Origin of the sequence: Salinivibrio sp. ML290 (assembly GCF_001995695.1) — a bacterium.
Classification (GTDB): domain Bacteria; phylum Pseudomonadota; class Gammaproteobacteria; order Enterobacterales; family Vibrionaceae; genus Salinivibrio; species Salinivibrio siamensis.
Genome location: NZ_MUEY01000001.1, coordinates 346,324 through 365,878, shown reverse-complemented (window position 1 = coordinate 365,878; position 19,555 = coordinate 346,324). Strand labels below are relative to the sequence as shown.

16 protein-coding genes are annotated in these 19,555 nt (G+C 50.3%); 7 read left to right on the top strand and 9 right to left on the bottom strand.

Annotated features, from left to right (window positions below):
• The first annotated feature begins 1 nt into the window (after nt 1).
• Genes BZG23_RS01760 through BZG23_RS01745 form a run of 4 tightly spaced genes read left to right on the top strand, consistent with a single transcriptional unit; the run spans nt 2 to nt 3,644 of the window.
• A complete protein-coding gene (locus BZG23_RS01760) occupies nt 2-964 on the top strand; it encodes an ABC transporter permease (protein ID WP_046073487.1) in 963 nt (320 codons plus the stop codon).
• Nucleotides 951-1,838, top strand: coding sequence for a putrescine export ABC transporter permease SapC (sapC, locus tag BZG23_RS01755; RefSeq protein ID WP_077605955.1), 888 nt, complete (start codon nt 951-953; stop codon nt 1,836-1,838). The genes BZG23_RS01760 and sapC overlap by 14 nt, the downstream gene beginning before the upstream one ends.
• A complete protein-coding gene (locus tag BZG23_RS01750) occupies nt 1,838-2,845 on the top strand; it encodes a peptide ABC transporter ATP-binding protein (RefSeq protein ID WP_046073489.1) in 1,008 nt (335 codons plus the stop codon). The genes sapC and BZG23_RS01750 overlap by 1 nt, the downstream gene beginning before the upstream one ends.
• Nucleotides 2,829-3,644 (top strand): peptide ABC transporter ATP-binding protein, encoded by an 816-nt coding sequence (locus BZG23_RS01745; protein WP_046073490.1) that lies wholly within the window; start codon nt 2,829-2,831, stop codon nt 3,642-3,644. Before BZG23_RS01750 ends, BZG23_RS01745 begins: the two co-directional genes overlap by 17 nt.
• Before the next feature lie 196 nt (nt 3,645-3,840).
• Here BZG23_RS01745 and pyrF read toward each other — a convergent pair whose 3' ends face one another.
• From pyrF to gyrA, 9 genes are all read right to left on the bottom strand, one after another.
• Nucleotides 3,841-4,551, bottom strand: a complete 711-nt coding sequence (gene pyrF / locus BZG23_RS01740; protein ID WP_077605954.1) for an orotidine-5'-phosphate decarboxylase — start codon at nt 4,549-4,551, stop codon at nt 3,841-3,843.
• 87 nt (nt 4,552-4,638) lie between these two features.
• A complete protein-coding gene (gene lapB / locus BZG23_RS01735) occupies nt 4,639-5,808 on the bottom strand; it encodes a lipopolysaccharide assembly protein LapB (protein ID WP_046073492.1) in 1,170 nt (389 codons plus the stop codon).
• A gap of 3 nt (nt 5,809-5,811) precedes the next feature.
• The gene (locus tag BZG23_RS01730; protein ID WP_046073493.1) at nt 5,812-6,099 is read right to left on the bottom strand and encodes a LapA family protein; all 288 of its coding nucleotides are present in this window, start codon (nt 6,097-6,099) and stop codon (nt 5,812-5,814) included.
• A gap of 288 nt (nt 6,100-6,387) precedes the next feature.
• The gene (gene ihfB, locus BZG23_RS01725; RefSeq protein WP_046073494.1) at nt 6,388-6,672 is read right to left on the bottom strand and encodes an integration host factor subunit beta; all 285 of its coding nucleotides are present in this window, start codon (nt 6,670-6,672) and stop codon (nt 6,388-6,390) included.
• A gap of 72 nt (nt 6,673-6,744) precedes the next feature.
• Nucleotides 6,745-8,415 carry a 30S ribosomal protein S1 gene (gene rpsA, locus BZG23_RS01720; protein ID WP_046073837.1) on the bottom strand — a complete coding sequence of 557 codons (1,671 nt, stop codon included), beginning with the start codon at nt 8,413-8,415 and terminating at the stop codon, nt 6,745-6,747.
• Nucleotides 8,416-8,517: 102 nt separating this feature from the next.
• The gene (gene cmk, locus BZG23_RS01715; RefSeq protein ID WP_046073495.1) at nt 8,518-9,201 is read right to left on the bottom strand and encodes a (d)CMP kinase; all 684 of its coding nucleotides are present in this window, start codon (nt 9,199-9,201) and stop codon (nt 8,518-8,520) included.
• Between the two features lie 200 nt (nt 9,202-9,401).
• Entirely contained in the window at nt 9,402-10,688 is a 1,287-nt protein-coding gene (gene aroA / locus BZG23_RS01710; RefSeq protein ID WP_077605953.1) for a 3-phosphoshikimate 1-carboxyvinyltransferase, read from the bottom strand.
• A 187-nt stretch (nt 10,689-10,875) separates the two neighbouring features.
• Complete coding sequence (serC, locus tag BZG23_RS01705) at nt 10,876-11,958, bottom strand: 3-phosphoserine/phosphohydroxythreonine transaminase (protein ID WP_077605952.1); 1,083 nt, start codon at nt 11,956-11,958, stop codon at nt 10,876-10,878.
• 214 nt (nt 11,959-12,172) lie between these two features.
• On the bottom strand, nt 12,173-14,848 hold the full coding sequence (gyrA, locus tag BZG23_RS01700; protein ID WP_077605951.1) for a DNA topoisomerase (ATP-hydrolyzing) subunit A: 2,676 nt from the start codon (nt 14,846-14,848) through the stop codon (nt 12,173-12,175).
• A gap of 630 nt (nt 14,849-15,478) precedes the next feature.
• Here gyrA and ubiG point away from each other — a divergent pair.
• The 3 genes from ubiG to nrdA all read left to right on the top strand — a co-directional run bounded on the left by ubiG (nt 15,479) and on the right by nrdA (nt 19,555).
• Nucleotides 15,479-16,189: a bifunctional 2-polyprenyl-6-hydroxyphenol methylase/3-demethylubiquinol 3-O-methyltransferase UbiG gene (ubiG, locus tag BZG23_RS01695; protein WP_077605950.1), complete on the top strand. Its 711-nt coding sequence runs from the start codon at nt 15,479-15,481 to the stop codon at nt 16,187-16,189.
• A 24-nt stretch (nt 16,190-16,213) separates the two neighbouring features.
• Nucleotides 16,214-16,870 carry a phosphoglycolate phosphatase gene (gene gph, locus BZG23_RS01690; RefSeq protein ID WP_077605949.1) on the top strand — a complete coding sequence of 219 codons (657 nt, stop codon included), beginning with the start codon at nt 16,214-16,216 and terminating at the stop codon, nt 16,868-16,870.
• A 396-nt stretch (nt 16,871-17,266) separates the two neighbouring features.
• Entirely contained in the window at nt 17,267-19,555 is a 2,289-nt protein-coding gene (nrdA, locus tag BZG23_RS01685; protein WP_077605948.1) for a class 1a ribonucleoside-diphosphate reductase subunit alpha, read from the top strand.

Genomic DNA, 19,555 nt, shown 5'->3' with positions numbered 1-19,555 from the left:
CATGCTGATTTATACGTTACGACGCTTCAACCTGTTCTTAATCACGCTAGTGATCCTCACCTTGGTCGCCTACAACATTATGTTGCTGGCGCCCGATTCACAGTGGCACCAATTTGATTACTGGATAGGCTGGATTTACTACATTCGACAGTTGCTCGATGGAAACCTTGGCTTGGCCGCCAGTGGGTCGCCGGTTGTTGATACCCTGGCACACGTCGCGCCGGCTACCTTAGAACTATGCTTTGCCGCGCTCTTTATCAGCTTGATTGTGGGCGTGCCCTTGGGCACGCTGGCTGGCATTCGTAGCCAAGGGCCAGCAGATAAAGTTATTTCTTCATTTGCCCTGGTGGTGTTCTCCATCCCTACATTTTGGTTAGCTATCCTTTTTATCATGGTTTTCTCACTCGACTTGCAGTGGTTTCCGGTATCAGGGCGCTATAACCTTTTGTATGAGATCCCGCATATTTCCGGTTTCGCGCTGGTGGATTTATGGCTGTCAGACTTACCGCTACAAGGCAAGGTCGCCTCTGATATTGTCCGTCACCTCGCACTTCCCACCTTGACCCTTGCGGTGGTCCCTACCACAGAGATCATCAAGATGGTGCGCGACTCCATGGCTTATGTGATGCGCCAGAACTACATCAAAGCGGCAGCGACCAAGGGACTATCAAAAACGGAAATCGTGCTTCGCCATGGGATGAAAAACGCCATTCCACCGATCATCCCTAATTTTGGCCTACTGGTTTCCACCATGGTGACCTTTGTCATCATCGTTGAGTCAGTATTCAACTGGCCTGGGATTGGGCGCTGGCTGCTCGATACGCTCATCGCTAAAGATTATGTGTCAGTACAAGGCGGCGTCTTGGTCATTGGTGGGTTTGTGTTACTGATTAATATCATCTCGGATGTATTAGGGGCTTTTATGAATCCGCTGGTAAGGAAAAAATGGTATGCCCTCAAATAGTGTTTACGTTGAACAGCATATCCCTACCCAATTTGAGCGCACCTGGAATGCATTTCGTCGCAACAAGCTTGCGGTGATTGGCTTTTGGTGCCTGGTTGGGCTCATCCTTGTCACCTTATTTGCCCCTCTACTCGCCCCGTGGAGCCCGCAGCATCAAACCGGTCATTTACTGATGGCGCCCTCTTGGGTGCAGTCAGGGCAAATTGAGTACTTTTTAGGGACCGATGATCTTAGCCGCGATATGCTCTCGCGCCTGATTGCCGGCTCTCGGCTCACCTTTGGTTATGCACTGATGACCGCATTGGCCGCGTCACTTGTCGGGGTCGCGATTGGCGTGCTAGCCGGGATGACCAAGGGGCTCAAATCGAGCGTGTTGAATCATATCCTAGATAGTATTCTCTCTATTCCTTCGTTACTGTTGGCCATTATCGTGGTCGCCTTTTTAGGGGTGGGCGAAACCCAAGTATTGCTCGCTATCTGGCTGTCACTCATTCCACGGATTATCCGCGCGGTGTATACGGCCGTACACGATGAGATAGGGAAAGACTATATCATTGCCGCGCGCTTGGACGGTGCCAATGATTTTTATCTGCTTTATCATTCGATTCTGCCCAATATCGTCACAGTACTGAGTACCGAAATTACCCGCGCTATTTCGGTGGCGATTCTTGATGTGGCCGCACTCGGCTTTCTAGGCCTTGGAGCACAGCCGCCGGCGCCAGAATGGGGCGCCATGTTAGGGGATTCTGTCGAGCTGATTTTCACGGCGCCTTGGACTGTCACTCTGCCTGGAATGGCGATTGCGTTCAGTGTGTTGGTTGTTAACCTAGTTGGTGAGGGGATCAGCCAAGCCATCAATGCAGGAACTGAATAATGCCGTTACTTGATATTCGACACCTGACCATAGAGATAGAAACCCCACAAGGTATGGTGAAAGCCGTCGACCGTATGAGTTTGACCATCAATGACGGTGAGATTCGTGGTTTGGTGGGGGAATCCGGCTCAGGCAAAAGCTTGGTGGCCAAAGCTATTTGCGGCGTCACGAAGGATCAATGGCATGTAACCGCCGACCGATTGCGCTTGGGTAATATCGACCTATTAGAACTGCCCGCGCGCGAACGTCGCCATGTGGTCGGCAAAGACATTGCGATGATCTTCCAAGAGCCTTCTACGTGTCTTGACCCATCCGAGGTAGTGGGTCATCAGCTTGAAGAGGCCATTCCACCCGCGTCATTTTCCGGCAGTTGGTGGCAACGCTTAAATTGGCGCAAGCAGCATTCTATCGCCTTGCTGCATAAAGTGGGCATCAAGGATCACAAGCGGGTGATGGAAAGCTATCCGTATGAGCTTACCGATGGCGAGTGTCAAAAGGTGATGATTGCGATGGCGATTGCTAACCGCCCTCGCCTATTGATTGCGGATGAGCCGACCAACGATTTGGATCCCATTACTCAGGCGCAGATATTCCGTTTACTGAGTCGCACCAATCAGTTATCTAACACGACAATCTTGCTGATTAGTCATGATCTCACCTTGGTGACGCGTTGGGCCGATAGGATCACCGTGATGTATTGTGGCCAGTCGGTAGAGTCCGGTAACCGCGAGCAAATTTTAACCACGCCGCACCATCCTTACACGGATGCTTTATTACGGACGATGCCTGATTTTAGCCGCGACATTCCCCACAAGAGCAAGCTCGAAACCTTGCCTGGCTCAATACCACCACTGCAGCATCTGCCCATCGGTTGTCGACTGGGGCCGCGTTGCCCATACGCACAGCGTAAATGTGTCGAAACGCCCCATACGCAAAAAGTGAAAAACCATAAATTTGCCTGTCATTTCCCGCTCAACATGGAGAACAAGCATGGCCGCTCTTCTTGAAATTGATGGGCTCACCAAAGATTATCACCACCGCACAGGGTGGTTGAGAAAGCGTGTCACCCACGCGGTGAAGCCGGTCTCTTTTTCTTTGGATGTCGGGGAAACCATTGCCTTTGTGGGCGAGAATGGCTCAGGAAAATCAACCCTAGCACGCATGATTGCTGGCGTTATCGAGCCAACGGCAGGCGAAATCCGGGTCAATGGTGAGACGCTGCGTTACAAAGATTACCAAACCCGCTGCAAATTGATTCGGATGATCTTCCAAGACCCGAACACGTCGCTCAACCCACGCAACCAAATCGGCCAAATCTTAGAAGGTCCCTTGCGGCGAAACACCAATATGACCCCGCAAGAGCGAGGTAAACGCATTAAGAACACCCTCTTGCGGGTCGGCTTGCTGCCGGAGCATGCTTATTTTTATCCGCAGATGCTGGCAACCGGCCAAAAACAGCGGGTATCACTCGCCAGAGCCTTAATTTTGCAACCGAGTGTCATTGTCGCCGACGAGGCGTTAAATGGTCTCGACATGTCCATGCGCTCGCAAATCATTAACTTACTGCTTGAGCTTCAAGATGAGATGGGCTTGTCTTACGTGTATGTGTCGCAGCATATGGGGGTGATCAAACATGTCACCGACAAGCTGATGGTGATGCAAAAAGGCGACGTGGTGGAATCGGGTAATACCGCTGACATTTTTGCCAATCCGCAACACAGCTTGACACAAAGGCTGATTGACAGTCATTTTACCGCACCGGTATTGGATAGGCGGTCGCGCAAATCAGTCAGCGCCCGCCCATAGTGGCGAACACGAGCGGCGCGATCCATGGCCGCTCTGTTAACGCGTCCCCTGCCGCTCTCTACCTCGTCAAGCGCTTAGCTTGAAACATTGGCGAGCTCAGTCATTAGCAACGGCGATTATTGACAACCGCGATTATTGGCAACCACGATTGCTAGCAAACGCTAGTGTTAGGCGCTTAAGTTACTCGCAACGCCAGTCACTCGGCACTTTGGTCATTCAACGATTGGTTAATTGACGCAAGCACAGCAGCGGGGTCCGCCGCTTGCGTGACAGGGCGACCTATGACGAGATAGTCAGAGCCGGCTTGTACCGCTTGCTCGGGCGTCATCACTCGGCGTTGGTCACCCTTGTCGCTCCCAGCTGGGCGTATACCTGGCGTGACTAATTTAAAGGCGTCCCCACACTGTGTCTTGAGCAGGCTCGCTTCCTGCGCGGAGCAAACAACACCATCAAGGCCTGCCTGCTGCGTCAGACCCGCAAGGCGCTGCACTTGCGCCTGTGGCGATATCTGAATACCACTGTCTGCCAAATCCACCGCCGTCATGCTGGTTAACACGGTCACACCAATCAGCCAAGGGCGGTTGCCCCCATAAGGCACTAAGGCTTCACGTGCAGCAACCATCATGCGTTCCCCGCCAGCGGCGTGGACGTTGACCATCCAAACACCCAGCTCTGCCGCTGCCGCGACCGCTCGTGCACACGTGTTCGGGATATCGTGAAATTTAAGGTCGAGAAATACCTCGTGCCCACCCGCATGCAGCTGCTTAATCAATGCCGGCCCAAATAAGGTGAACATTTCCTTGCCCACTTTTAAGCGACATGAACCTGGTTCTATCTTCTCGGCAAAGGCCAAGGCGTGGTTCATATTCGCATAATCAAGTGCCACAATGACTTTTGGGTCGTGCATGTTGTCTCCTAGTTCCTTGTTTACGATTCATCTCAGCAGGTATACCGCCACGATAGATAAAAAAACGGCGATGCTTGCGCATCGCCATTATTCACCATCAAGCCCTCGAATTGGCTTGATTGCCCCCCAGCTTTTGCAAGAAGGACATTGCCAGTAGAGCGAGTGGGTCGAGAAACCACATTTTCGACAACGATAATGCGGCTTCACTTTCATCTGTTCCGCCACCAAGTCTTTTAGCGTGTTCAGACTGGTTTTTGCGCGTCCCTCTTCCGCTTGCTCAACATGGTATTCCATTAACTTGTGAAAGCCGCGCATGGTCGGATTGCGAGTAAGCTGGCGGGTGAGAAAGCTTTGCGCCATCGCGATATTTTCGTTGTTACCGATCACTTCTGATAGCATCAACTCCGCGCTCACCCCAGCATTCTTTTCAATGCATTCTTTTAAAAACCGAACCAGATGCATTTCACGCCCTAGCGCGCGATAGCTCTCCGCCAACAGTGGTAACGCCTCACTGACAAAGTCCGCATCCTGCTCAAGGATATTCTCTAGCTGCTTGATGGCGCCTTTATAATCTTGGTGCTCAATATCAAGCTTGGCCAACTTCAAGCTAGCGCGCACGCAACTTTTATCATACGACAAGGCGCGACGTAGCCATTGTCGTGCTTTATGTTCGTCGCCATCGGCGAGCTGTTGCATCGCCAGTTCGCAATGAAAATGAGCGATGTCTTTACGTAATTTTTGTTTGCCCATCTTGACCAGTTTGCTCGCGGTATCAATCGCGTTTTCCCACTCTCGGGTTTGCTGAAAGATGGCTAACAACTGCTGAAGGGCAAACTCTTGATAATCTGGCTCATCCACCAGCTCAGAAAATATCTTCTCTGCGCGATCAAAAAACCCGGCGACCATGTAATCTTTGGCCAGTTGTTGCATGGCAAGGTTACGTTGATCAAGCGTCAGATTAGGGCGAGCAATCAGGTTTTGGTGGATGCGAATGGCGCGATCGACTTCGCCCCGAGAGCGAAACAGGTTGCCTAGGGCAAGGTGGGTGTCAATGGTCTCATTGTCGACCTGTAAAAGCTCAATAAACAGATCAACCGCTTTATCAGACTGTTCAGACAGCAGCAGATTCAGCCCCGCCACATACTGGCGAGACAAGTGATGTGACTGTTCTTGCCGTCGATGACGAGCATTCCTGTTACCCATGTACCAGCCATAACCGGCGGCAATTGGGAGCAACAGAAACAACAGCTCTAGCATGAATTATTGTTCCTTTAGCGGGTCCGTACGCAATTTATCAAGTTCTTTGCGTTGCTTTTCCACCTGTTTACGCAGCCCTCGAGCGGTCACTCTCGCTTTTAGGTATAACGCACCGCAGACTAACCAGCCGATGCCAAAGCCAATGACAAAGACAATACCCAAGATAACAGAGAGACGAAACTCACCTTGGGCGATTAAGTAGTTAAAGTTGACCACATCTTGGTTTTGCGCTCCCAGCGCCAAGGTGATCAGAAAACATAACACCAGAAACAGAATGCCGAGTATTTTCACAAGTATTCCCTCATTGCGAAAGGCCTAGTGCCTCTTCAATTATGGCAGAACGACAAGATGCGAGGCACTTGTCACTGTGAACGTTTGCTTGATACAACAAAACGTTACTAATGCACCCTTGGCCCGTACTATCCACTCGCATGATGGCAAGCGACAAGGTTTTAGTTGTGGGTACAAGATCTTACACAGAAGGTATGATTATGCAGGAAATTCGCCACGCAAGCTATGATCGATAGACATAAAAAAACGGCATACCTACAGCATGCCGTTTTTTTCAGCGTCTATCGCTTAACCATAGATGTTAACGCGATCACGAAGTTCCTTACCAGGTTTGAAGTGAGGGACGTATTTACCGTCAAGCTCAACTTTTTCCCCTGTTTTCGGGTTACGCCCCACGCGAGGCGCGCGATAATGTAGTGAGAAACTACCAAAACCACGGATTTCGATACGATCACCGCTTTCAAGTGTGGTCGCCATATGCTCAAGGATTTCCTTGATAGCATCCTCTACCTGCTTAGCAGACAGATGGGCTTGCTGACTACAGAGCCTTTCAATTAACTCAGATTTGGTCATAGACACCCCGCTTTAGTATGTTTCTCAACAGTATAAATGCAGAGGGGGAAAATTTCCCCCTCAACTTATACATTATTCGCTCTTCGCTGCTTTAAACGCGTCGGCCATAGCATTACCGATAGCGCCTTCATCAGATTTGTTCAGGCTAGCCATCGCTTCTTGCTCATCAGCTTCGTCTTTCAGACGAACAGACAGGTTTAGCACGCGGTTCTTACGGTCAACACCGGTGAACTTCGCTTCAACACTGTCGCCAACTGAAAGCACTTGAGTCGCGTCTTCAACACGGTCACGCGCAGCTTCAGAAGCACGCAGATAACCTTCAACACCGTCGGCTAGCTCAACCGTTGCGCCTTTCGCGTCAACAGCCGTTACCGTACCGTTAACGATAGCACCTTTCTTGTTAGCTGCCAGGTAGTTGTTGAATGGGTCTTCTTCCATCTGCTTGATGCCAAGTGAGATGCGCTCACGCTCTGCGTCAACCTGAAGAACCACTGCTGAGATCTCGTCGCCTTTCTTGTATTCGCGAACGGCTTCTTCGCCAGCCACGTTCCAAGAAATGTCAGACAAGTGAACCAGACCGTCGATGCCGCCGTCTAGACCGATGAAGATACCGAAGTCAGTGATTGACTTGATCTTACCAGTAACACGGTCGCCTTTGTTCTGAGTTTCAGCGAATTGCTGCCATGGGTTGGCTTTACACTGTTTCAGACCAAGGCTGATGCGACGACGCTCTTCGTCGATGTCCAGAACCATGACTTCAACTTCGTCACCCACATTAACCACTTTAGATGGGTGGATGTTCTTGTTGGTCCAGTCCATTTCAGACACGTGTACCAGACCTTCAACGCCTTCTTCGATTTCAACGAAGCAGCCGTAGTCAGTTAGGTTGGTTACGCGACCAGTCAGCTTGTGACCTTCTGGGTAGCGGTTAGCAATAGCTACCCATGGATCTTCACCCAGTTGTTTCAGGCCGAGTGATACGCGAGTACGCTCACGGTCAAACTTCAGAACCTTAACGTTGATTTCGTCACCAACATTAACGATTTCTGATGGGTGCTTAACGCGCTTCCACGCCATGTCAGTGATGTGAAGCAGGCCGTCAACGCCGCCAAGATCAACGAACGCACCGTAGTCAGTCAGGTTCTTAACGATACCTTTAACTTCCATGCCTTCTTGCAGAGAAGCTAGCAGCTCGTCACGCTCAACGCTGTTTTCTGACTCGATAACCGCACGACGAGAAACCACAACGTTGTTGCGCTTCTGGTCAAGCTTGATTACTTTGAACTCGAGCTCTTTGCCTTCCAGGTGAGAAGTATCACGTACTGGACGAACGTCAACCAGTGAACCCGGTAGGAACGCACGGATGCCGTTCAGTTCTACGGTGAAACCACCTTTCACTTTACCGTTAATAACACCGTTAACGGTTTCAGCTTCTTCGTACGCTTTCTCTAGCTGGATCCAAGCTTCGTGACGCTTCGCTTTCTCACGAGAAAGCTGAGTTTCACCGAAACCATCTTCCACTGCGTCCAGGGCTACATCGACTTCACCGCCGATTTCAATTTCAAGTTCGCCAGCAGCGTTCTTGAATTGGTCAGCTGGAATAGACGATTCAGATTTCAGGCCTGCGTCAACCAGAACGAAACCGTTCTCGATAGCAACAACAGTACCCTTAACAATAGAACCTGGGCGAGTTTCGATTTCTTTTAGAGACTCTTCAAAGAGTTGAGCAAAAGATTCAGTCATTATATTTAAATCTTCAATTTGATAAACGTCCACGGGTATCCTACCGCATGGGGTTGTTAAATATGTTAGCTATCATCCTTGCAGCTAACGGTTATAGACTGCTTATGCAGCCGATAATTTGCTTTCAATAAACGCCAGTGCTTGTGCAATCACTTCGTCGATTGATAACGACGTTGAGTCTAGCACTAATGCATCTGACGCGGGGCGCAACGGTGCCACCGCTCGATTGCGGTCACGATCATCACGCTCTTGAATTTCGCTTAAAAGGCGGTCAAAGGTAACATTAACCCCCTTGCCTTGCAACTGGTGCTGGCGCCGGCGTGCGCGTTCTTCTGCGCTAGCATCAAGGAAGATTTTCGCCTCCGCTTGCGGGAACACCACGGTACCCATATCACGGCCATCAGCAATCAAACCCGGCTCGCCGACAAACGCACGTTGACGACGCAACAATGCCTCGCGAACGCGCGGGAGTGCAGCGACTTTCGACGCTTGATTACCCACCTGCTCTGTGCGTAAGGTGCCCGATACGTCTTCCCCTTCGAGAATCACCTTCACCAGATCACCTTCGGCGATAAATTGAACGTCTAGGTTCGCAGCCAGTGGTACCAATGCGTCTTCCGATGAGGTATCCACGTCATGATGAATCGCCGCTAATGCCAAAACACGGTAGATGGCACCAGAGTCTAGCAAATGCCAGCCTAGTGTCTCCGCCAACCGCATACATAAGGTTCCTTTTCCTGCACCACTCGGTCCATCTACTGTAATCACAGGCGCCTGTGTCGGCATAAATCTCTCCACGTTCGTCAACTTTACTCGATTCGCTTCGCTTGAGGCGTTAAATGGGTTTGACGCCTGCCATACCGTGACGCGACAAACACACCGTTTGCCCAACAAGCACATCGATAAATCGGCGCATAGTATAGAAGAAATCCGGCTGGAAATCATTGCTGCTGCGTGGATATCAGCAGCAATGTGTTGCAGCATGGTTATTTCGTGGTGCTGATTGCCGCGAGCTTCTCGAAATAATCAGGGAAGGTTTTTGACGTACAGCCCGGGTCATTAATAGTGACGGGCGTATCACTCAATGCGACCAACGAGAAGCACATCGCTATCCGATGATCGTCATAGGTATCGATGGCCGCGTGGTGTAACTGCTTTGGTGGCTCGACGTATAGATAGTCTTCGCCCTCTTCAACCACAGCGCCCACTTTTTTCAGCTCGGTAGCCATGGCATATAAGCGATCGGTTTCTTTAACACGCCAATTGTACACGTTGCGAATCCATGTCGGCCCTTCTGCAAACAAGGCCGCGACGCCAATGGTCATCGCTGCATCAGGAATATGATTAAAGTCCATGTCGACGCCTTTAAGCGTCTTTCCACGGGCGAGAACATAATCCTCTCCCCACTCAATCTCGGCGCCCATCGCCGCGAGTGCGTCGGCAAACTGGATATCACCTTGCACACTATGACGCCCGATGCCCGTCACTTTGACTTCACCGCCCTTAATCGCGGCCGCCGCGAGGAAGTAAGAAGCGGATGAGGCATCACCTTCCACCATAAAGTGACCTGGTGATTGATAACGCTGTCCAGCTGGGATCACAAACGCTTGGTAGTTATCATTTTGTACCTCAACACCAAACTGCGCCATGATTGCCAAGGTAATATCAATATAAGGCTTAGAGACAAGCTCCCCTTTAATGGTGATCCGGGTCTCTTGCTCAGCAAACGGCGCGGCCATCAGTAGTGCGGTGAGAAACTGACTCGAGATACTACCATCGATACTCACATCGCCACCTGCCAGGCCAGTGCCTTGGATACGTAGTGGCGGATAGCCCTCAGTTTCAAGATACTGGATATCAGCACCAATCACATTCAGGGCGTCAACAAGGTGGCCAATAGGACGCTCTTTCATTCGTGGCTCACCCGTCAGGGTGACGTCACCCTCTCCCAAGCATAGTGCCGCCGTCAAAGGGCGCATCGCAGTTCCCGCATTGCCGAGAAACAGCGTGGTTGGCTCGGCGAGATGAAACGGTTGTCCCAACCCTTGTACCACACATTCGGTGCGATCGCTGGACAATTGATACTCTACTCCCAACGCGGTAAACGCATTGAGCATATGACGTACATCGTCACTATCCAGTAAGTTGGTTAGTCGGGTGGTGCCTGAGGCTAGAGCGGCAAGGAGTAATGCGCGATTCGACACGCTTTTTGAGCCGGGAAGGTTAATCTGGCCGTTGACATAAGAAATCGGGGAAAGTGTCAGTTGCTCCATTCTGGTTTATATCCGTGATGCTTAGTGCCCCCAGAGTAACCAAAATACCGGCAGTCTCACAATTATTATTTTTATCACCGTCAGTGAAGAGAAAGCAAAAGCCGCCTCCAACAAGGAAGCGGCTCGTTTTTCACACGGTTTTCTACTTAACACCGTTAAAAGACGCAGCCATCGCTACCGTCTGTCATTAGCCATATTTTTTCTCGAACTTGGCCATAAAGTCGACCAACGCTTGCACCCCTTCAAGGGGCATGGCGTTATAGATAGAGGCTCGCATGCCACCCACATCTCGGTGGCCTTTCAGCGCATGTAAGCCTTGTTCCGTTGCTTCAGCGAGGAAAGTCTCATCCAGGTCGCTGTTCGCCAACTGAAACGGCACATTCATCAAGGAACGATTGTCTTGGTGAATGTCATTACGATATAAGCTCGATTGATCAATAGCTTGGTAAAGCAGGGCTGCTTTTTGTTGATTGCGTGCATAAACGGCTTCAATCCCGCCTTGTTTTTTCAGCCATTTAAAGACTTCGGCGGCCAGATACCAGGCAAAGGTCGGCGGCGTGTTGAACATCGAGTCTTTCTCTACCAAGACCTTGTAATTAAGCACACTAGGAAGCACATCTCGCGCCAGTCCCAATAAGTCGTTACGTACAATCACCAGGGTCAGCCCTGCAGGGCCAATGTTCTTTTGCGCACCGGCATAGATCACCCCATATTTAGATACATCAATCGGACGTGACAAGATGGTCGACGACATATCGGCAACAATGGGTTTATTGGTCTCAGGCAAATCATTAATTTCAATGCCATCAATGGTTTCGTTAGGGCAGAAATGGACATAGGCTGCATCATCACTTAGTAGCCAGTCTTTCGCCGGCGAGATTGCACGTTTCCCCTCTCGCTCGCGGCGAACATTGATAACGTTGGGCGTACAATAGCGCTTGGCCTCTTTGACCGCACTTTCTGCCCAGTAACCGCCATCGACATAGTCTGCGATGGTGTGGTTCCCCATGAGATTCATGGGCACCGCGGCAAACTGTGCACGCGCGCCCCCTTGGCAAAATAGAATATGGTAGTTGTCAGGAATCACTAGGAGTTCGCGCAAATCTTGCTCTGACTGACGAGCAACGTTTAAGAATGCTTTGCTGCGATGCGACACTTCCATGACCGAGGTACCAAGGTCTTGCCAATTCATCAATTCTTTTTGTGCTTTTAGCATCACTTCACGCGGCAACATCGCGGGGCCTGCGGAGAAATTATATACCTTATCCATGTTGGGGAGGGGCTCCTGCTTATTCATCACTTGTGGCCAGGAGGCCTACAAGGATTGACTCTGTTTTAAATGGTGTGTGATTGATTTAACACGTTTCGCGCGCAATTTGAAAGCGCCAACGCAGATTCGATCACATTTTCCATGCTCTCCTGTCAATAGGTAATAAAAAAGGGTGCAGTTCACTGCACCCTTATGACGTTATCTAAGCGACGACTTACGCGTTTTGATCATCATCAGACGCGGGCGACTGATCGTTATCATCGCGTTGATCATCATCGGTAGGCGCTGATGCCTCGCTGCCGTCCGACTGAGTGGTTGTCCCGGCTTCATTGGCCAAGGCTTCCATCTCATCTTCGTCTGGCTCTTCGATGCGCTGTAGGCCCACCACTTTCTCGTCATCACTGACGCGAATCAAGCGTACACCTTGGGTGTTACGCCCCACTTGACTCACCTCTTCTGCGCGAGTACGGACTAAGGTCCCCGCATTAGTGATCATCATCAGCTCATCGCCTTCACAGACTTGGATGGCACTGACAACGTCGCCATTACGCTCAGAGACTTTGATCGAAACCACCCCTTTGGTCGCACGACTCTTGGTTGGGTATTCTGCCAACGCTGTACGCTTACCAAAGCCGTTCTCGGTCACGGTCAAGATTTCCGCATTCTCTTGCGGCACAATCAAAGAGACGACCTGATCGTTTTCAGCCAATTGAATGCCTCGTACCCCCGCGGCGGTACGACCCATCGCGCGAACGGTGTCATTCGATGCGAGGAAGCGCACTACTTTACCGAATTGCGAGAACAGCATGACTTCACTGCTATCATCAGTGAGCTGGGCCCCAATCAGGCTATCGCCCTCACGCAAGTTCACTGCAATGATCCCGGCGCTACGTGGACGGCTAAAGTCAGTCAGTGGTGTTTTCTTCACGGTACCATGAGCTGTGGCCATAAAGACGTATTTGTCTTCTTCATACTCACGCACTGGCAGGATCGCGGTAATACGCTCATCTTCTTCCAGCGGGAGTAGATTCACAATTGGCTTACCGCGCGCATTACGCGATGCATGCGGCAGCTGATAGACTTTCAGCCAGTACATGCGCCCGCGCGTCGAGAAGCACAGTATTGTGTCATGGGTATTAGCAACCAGCAGTCGCTCAATGAAGTCTTCATCCTTCATTCGCGTCGCTGATTTCCCCTTACCGCCACGGCGCTGCGCTTCATAATCGCTCAGAACCTGATACTTAACGTAACCATCGTGTGACCAGGTCACTACCACGTCTTCTTCATTGATAAGATCTTCAATATCAATGTCTGCACTCGCGGCAGTAATTTCGGTGAGGCGTTTATCGCCAAAACCATCACGGACGGCTTCGAGCTCTTCGCGGATCACTTCCATCAAGCGCTCGGTACTGGCCAAGATATGCAGCAACTCCGCAATTTGCTCGAGCAGGCCTTTATACTCGTCCAGGATTTTTTCGTGCTCAAGCCCGGTGAGCTTGTGCAAACGTAAATCCAGAATCGCCTGTGCTTGTTGTTCAGTGAGGTAGTAAGAGCCATCATCACGGGCACCAAATTCTGGCGCCAACCATTCAGGACGCGCGTTTTCGCCACCCACAGCTTCCAACATGGCAGACACGCCACCGAGTCCCCAACCTTGATCTTGTAGCTCTTGTTTGGCTACCGCAGGCGTAGGGGCTTGACGAATAAGCTCAATGACTTCGTCGATGTTCGCCAGTGCGACCGCCAAGCCTTCCAAGATATGGGCACGGTCACGGGCTTTGCGTAATTCATAGACCGTGCGACGTGTGACCACTTCACGGCGGTGGTTAACAAAGCACTCAAGCATCCCTTTTAGGTTAAAGAGCTTCGGCTGGTTATTATCCAGCGCCACCATATTAATGCCGAATGACGTCTGTAATTGGGTTTGCGCGTAGAGGTTGTTCAGTACGACCTCAGCCACCGCATCGCGCCGACACTCAATAACAATCCGCATGCCCTCTTTATCAGACTCATCGCGTAGCGCGGAAATGCCATCAATTTTCTTGTCTTTAACCAGCTCGGCAATCTTTTCAATCAAACGCGCTTTGTTGACTTGATAGGGGATTTCATTGACAACAATGGTCTCTTTACCATTTTTGTCGGTTTCGATATCCGCCTTGGCACGCAAGTAGATTTTTCCGCGCCCTGTTTTATACGCGTCTTCGATCCCTTTGCGACCATTAATCATTGCCGCTGTCGGGAAGTCTGGGCCTGGAATGTGCTCCATCAGCTCATCAATAGTGATATCTTCATTATCGATATACGCCAGACATCCGTTAACAACTTCGGTAAGGTTGTGAGGTGGGATGTTGGTTGCCATCCCGACCGCAATCCCGGAGCCGCCGTTAACCAGCAGGTTGGGGACACGCGTTGGCAATACGTCCGGGATTTGCTCAGTACCATCATAGTTCGGCACATAATCCACGGTTTCTTTATCGAGATCGGCAAGCAGCTCATGGGCAATTTTCGCCATGCGCACTTCGGTATAACGCATTGCGGCTGCTGAATCACCGTCGATGGAGCCGAAGTTACCTTGGCCATCTACCAACATGTAGCGCAGTGAGAACGGTTGCGCCATGCGCACAATCGTATCGTATACCGCACTATCACCATGCGGGTGATATTTACCGATTACATCGCCGACCACACGGGCCGATTTCTTATATGGCTTGTTCCAGTCGTTGCCAAGTACGTTCATCGCGAATAATACGCGGCGGTGTACTGGCTTTAGGCCATCACGCACGTCAGGAAGAGCTCGGCCAACAATGACGGACATTGCATAGTCGAGATACGAGCTTTTTAGCTCCTCTTCGATATTGACTGGCGTGATCTCTTTAGCAAGATCGCTCATGGAGCCAACATCCCTCAAATAATGTTTGCGTATTCAAATACGTGACCACGGAGAATAACACAAACCCTCTTTGGAGACACGCGAATATGGCTAAGATGTATCACGGATCTCGTTAGCAGGCGCTCTGAACGCGTCTACACGGACAAAAAGCCACCACTTGCGTAGCTAACTATGGTTTTTTTACTAGGAAAGCCCACAAGGTGTCTGAGCGCGAAAAAGGAATAATTAGCTTAACTTGAGCACAAGATCACTTTTTTAGCAGGCGCCGAAATATCAACCATACTTAGAAGTGACGTGCCAGACCGACCTAACGTTGGTCAACTTGATACTAAAGAGGAGGCATGATGCTCACTCGTATCGTTAACGCGATTGGTGCCTGCCTAATCGCAGGCAAATACCTTTTGGCTGGAATAATAGCGACCAGCGCCATTTTAACCGCGGCGTAACGCCGCTCCCTTCTGCACGGCGGTGGCTGGCCGTCGTGCTATTTCTTTACCTCTACATGTTACCTCCCACTCAGCGTCGCCGATCCCTATTCACGACACCCACCGGTCCCGCGAGAAGCACGGCTTCTTTTTATCGCGTTGGATTTCGTTATAATGCAGCAAAACCGATAAGGAAGCTGCAGTTATGAGCCAAGTACCCAATGTCGATCCGGCAGAAATTCAAAAATTCGAGGATATGGCCTCGCGTTGGTGGGATTTAGAGGGTGAATTTAAACCTTTGCATCAAATCAACCCATTACGCCTCGATTATGTCTTGGATAAAGCGGGCGGATTATTCGGCAAAAAAATACTTGATGTCGGATGCGGCGGCGGCATCTTAGCCGAAAGCATGGCTCAGGAAGGAGCGGAAGTGACAGGACTGGATATGGGAAAAGAGCCTCTCACCGTCGCGCGGCTGCATGCCCTCGAAGCCGGAGTCGATGTGCACTACATCCAATCAACCGCGGAAGAACATGCCAGCAGCTATGCGCAGCAATACGACGTTGTCACTTGTATGGAAATGCTCGAACACGTGCCTGAACCCGCCTCCGTGATTCAAGCCTGTGCACAGATGGTAAAACCCGGTGGTCATGTCTTTTTCTCGACACTGAATCGCAATGCCAAATCTTGGCTGTTCGCGATCGTCGGCGCGGAGCATGTGCTTAAATTGGTTCCCAAAGGCACCCATGAGCACCATAAGTTTATTCGCCCCTCAGAGCTGATGAACATGATTGATAACACCCCGCTAACGGCCAAAGACATGACAGGGCTGCATTACAACCCGGTGTTTGATACCTACAAACTTTCCAACGCCAATGTCGATGTGAATTATCTCGTTCACACCGTCGCGCCCTAGCCGACTGATAAGGAGCTCGCCAGCATGATCCCATCGACCATTCTCTTTGATTTAGATGGCACCTTGCTTGACACCGCCCCCGACATGGGTGAGGCCGCTAACCGCGTCCTCGCCGAGTTTGACTTGCCTCCTTTAACACGCGAGCAAATTTATACCCATACAAGTTTCGGTGCGCGCGGCCTGTTAAGTGCTGGGTTTGGCGAACAAGCACAATATCAAGACCCTGTTGCCCTACGTGCGCGTTTTCTTCATCACTATGGGGACGCGATATGTCATGGCACCCAGCTTTACGCTGGCATAGACACCCTGCTCGATAAGCTGGATCAGTTACGTATCCCTTGGGGCATTGTGACGAATAAGCCCGAAGGGCTCACGCATCAGTTACTCGCCTTCTTCCCACGCCTGCAAAAGGCCAAAGTCATCGTTGGCGCCGATACCTATGCTCATGCCAAACCGCACCCTATGCCTTTGCTTGAAGCAGCCAAAAGCCTTAATTGTGTGCCACAAAAAGGGCTGTATGTCGGAGACATTGAAAACGATATATTAGCGGCGCGCGCGGCGAATATGGGCGCAGCCGTCGCAGGATGGGGTTACACCGGCGATCAAGCCTTAGTTCATAATTGGAAAGCAGATCATATTTTCGCCAAGCCTGATCAACTTAGCGCCATTCTTGGATCCTAGTCACACCCCACATTTTGTGGGGTTTGCTGTCTTTTCAATCAGTTAAAAACGATCACTGATCATCGCTAAGATCAACCAAAATAAATTTTTTTTATTACCAATTTTTGCCTTTCAGTGATTGAAATTCTCACTAATCTTGTCGGCCTTGCGTCACTAGGTTGGTGATTACTAACTTTAGATATAACATCCCCAAGATATCCACACCCACCCTAACAAAGACTGGCTTGCAAAAAGCAGGTTATATCACTATCTTGTAACCGACTCGGACATCGCCCCCTATATATAGTGTATGAGCGACGAGATGTCCGCATAGAGGCCGACCAAAAAATCATCAGCATTTTATAAAAACTTGCGAAAAAGAGCAGTTTGGCAAGGGAATATTGGGAAAGCATACAAATGAACCAAGAAATTACCGTATTAAAGCGTGATGGACGCAAAGAAAACTTAAACCTCGATAAAATCCATCGCGTAGTGACTTGGGCTGCCGAAGGCCTCTCAAACGTTTCTGTTTCTCTGGTTGAGATGCGCTCTCACATCCAGTTTTACGATGGCATGCGCACGGAAGATATTCACGAGACAATCATCAAAGCCGCTGCCGATCTAATCTCCGAAGAAAGCCCAGATTATCAATATCTTGCGGCGCGTTTGGCCGTCTTCCACTTACGTAAAAAAGCCTATGGCCAGTTCGAGCCACCTAAGCTGGTTGATCATGTCAAAAACATGGTCGAGAAAGGCAAGTATGATAAGCATATCTTGGAAGATTACAGCGAAGAGGAGCTCGATACCCTAGACAGCTACCTCGATCACTGGCGCGATATGAACTTCTCATACGCCGCGGTGAAGCAACTGGAAGGTAAATACCTGGTGCAAAACCGTGTCACCGGTGAGATTTACGAAAGCGCACAGTTTTTGTACATGATGGTCGCTGCCTGCCTGTTTGCGTCATACCCTAAAGAAACGCGTTTGGACTACATTCGTCGTTTTTATGATGCAGCTTCGCAGTTTAAGATCTCACTGCCAACGCCTATCATGTCCGGCGTACGTACGCCTACACGTCAATTTAGCTCTTGCGTATTGATTGAGTGTGACGATAGCTTGGACTCTATTAATGCCACATCCAGTGCGATTGTTCGCTATGTATCGCAACGCGCAGGTATTGGTATTAACGCGGGCCGTATTCGCGCGTTGGGTAGCCCTATCCGAGGTGGCGAAGCCTTCCACACTGGCTGTATCCCGTTTTATAAATATTTCCAAACGGCGGTGAAGTGCTGCTCGCAAGGCGGCGTTCGTGGTGGCGCAGCAACCTTATTCTATCCAATTTGGCACCGTGAAGTGGAATCGCTGCTGGTATTGAAAAACAACCGCGGTGTAGAAGAAAACCGTGTACGCCATATGGATTATGGTGTGCAAATCAATAAGTTGATGTATACCCGCCTACTTAAAGGTGGCAACATTTCCTTGTTCTCTCCGTCAGATGTGCCTGGCTTATACGACGCCTTTTTCGAAGACCAAGACGAGTTCGAGCGTCTATATACCCAATATGAAGCGGATACCTCTATCCAGCGCGAAACAGTCAAAGCGGTTGATCTGTTCTCACTGATGATGCAAGAGCGCGCCTCAACAGGCCGTATCTACGTTCAAAACGTTGACCATTGTAATACCCATAGCCCGTTTGATGCATCGGTGGCACCTATTCGTCAGTCGAACCTGTGTTTAGAAATCGCGCTGCCGACCAAGCCACTGAACAATGTTGAAGATGAGAACGGTGAGATTGCACTGTGTACGCTATCCGCCTTTAACCTGGGTGCGCTTGAATCACTCGACGAGCTGGGTGAACTGGCCGACTTGACCATTCGTGCGCTTGATGCGTTATTGGACTATCAAGATTATCCGTTACCTGCCGCGCGCAAAGCGACCATGAACCGCCGTACACTCGGTGTGGGTGTGATTAACTTTGCCTATCACCTCGCCAAGCACGGTGTACGTTATTCGGATGGCAGTGCGAATGGCCTTACGCACCGTACCTTTGAAGCGATTCAATATCACTTATTGCGTGCATCCGTGGAGCTGGCGAAAGAAAAAGGCGCGTGTCCTGCGTTTAACGAAACCACTTATTCGCAAGGTATCCTTCCTATCGATACCTACAAGAAAGACTTGGATGCGATTTGTGATGAGCCGTTACACTTGGATTGGGAAACCTTGCGCAAGGATATCCAAACCCATGGTTTGCGTAACTCAACACTGACCGCTTTGATGCCATCAGAAACGTCGTCACAAATTTCAAATGCCACCAATGGCATTGAACCACCACGTGGTTTTGTCTCGGTGAAAGCCTCAAAAGATGGCATTCTCAAACAAGTGGTACCTGAGTATCACAAGTATAAAGATAATTACGAACTGCTCTGGAACATTGGCAGCAATGAAGGCTACTTACAGCTAGTCGGTATCATGCAAAAATTCGTCGACCAAGCGATTTCTGCCAACACCAATTATGATCCGAGCCGACATGCAAGCGGTAAAGTTCCTATGAACCAGCTGCTTAAAGATTTGCTCACCGCGTACAAACTGGGGGTTAAAACCCTGTACTACCACAACACCCGTGATGGCGCGAGCGATGGTCAGTCGGAATCAACCGCGGCGCAAGCTGCTGAAGACGATTGTGCCGGCGGTGCATGTAAGATCTAA

Bases quoted from the DNA above. Each gene is read 5' to 3' on its own strand.
- ubiG (WP_077605950.1), top strand. From the start codon at position 15,479: ATGAGCCAAGTACCCAATGTCGATCCGGCAGAAATTCAAAAATTCGAG.
- gyrA (WP_077605951.1), bottom strand. From the start codon at position 14,848: ATGAGCGATCTTGCTAAAGAGATCACGCCAGTCAATATCGAAGAGGAG.
- nrdA (WP_077605948.1), top strand. From the start codon at position 17,267: ATGAACCAAGAAATTACCGTATTAAAGCGTGATGGACGCAAAGAAAAC.
- BZG23_RS01745 (WP_046073490.1), top strand. From the start codon at position 2,829: ATGGCCGCTCTTCTTGAAATTGATGGGCTCACCAAAGATTATCACCAC.
- cmk (WP_046073495.1), bottom strand. From the start codon at position 9,201: ATGCCGACACAGGCGCCTGTGATTACAGTAGATGGACCGAGTGGTGCA.
- serC (WP_077605952.1), bottom strand. From the start codon at position 11,958: ATGGATAAGGTATATAATTTCTCCGCAGGCCCCGCGATGTTGCCGCGT.
- sapC (WP_077605955.1), top strand. From the start codon at position 951: ATGCCCTCAAATAGTGTTTACGTTGAACAGCATATCCCTACCCAATTT.
- aroA (WP_077605953.1), bottom strand. From the start codon at position 10,688: ATGGAGCAACTGACACTTTCCCCGATTTCTTATGTCAACGGCCAGATT.
- rpsA (WP_046073837.1), bottom strand. From the start codon at position 8,415: ATGACTGAATCTTTTGCTCAACTCTTTGAAGAGTCTCTAAAAGAAATC.
- gph (WP_077605949.1), top strand. From the start codon at position 16,214: ATGATCCCATCGACCATTCTCTTTGATTTAGATGGCACCTTGCTTGAC.
- pyrF (WP_077605954.1), bottom strand. From the start codon at position 4,551: ATGCACGACCCAAAAGTCATTGTGGCACTTGATTATGCGAATATGAAC.
- lapB (WP_046073492.1), bottom strand. From the start codon at position 5,808: ATGCTAGAGCTGTTGTTTCTGTTGCTCCCAATTGCCGCCGGTTATGGC.
- ihfB (WP_046073494.1), bottom strand. From the start codon at position 6,672: ATGACCAAATCTGAGTTAATTGAAAGGCTCTGTAGTCAGCAAGCCCAT.
- BZG23_RS01750 (WP_046073489.1), top strand. From the start codon at position 1,838: ATGCCGTTACTTGATATTCGACACCTGACCATAGAGATAGAAACCCCA.
- BZG23_RS01760 (WP_046073487.1), top strand. From the start codon at position 2: ATGCTGATTTATACGTTACGACGCTTCAACCTGTTCTTAATCACGCTA.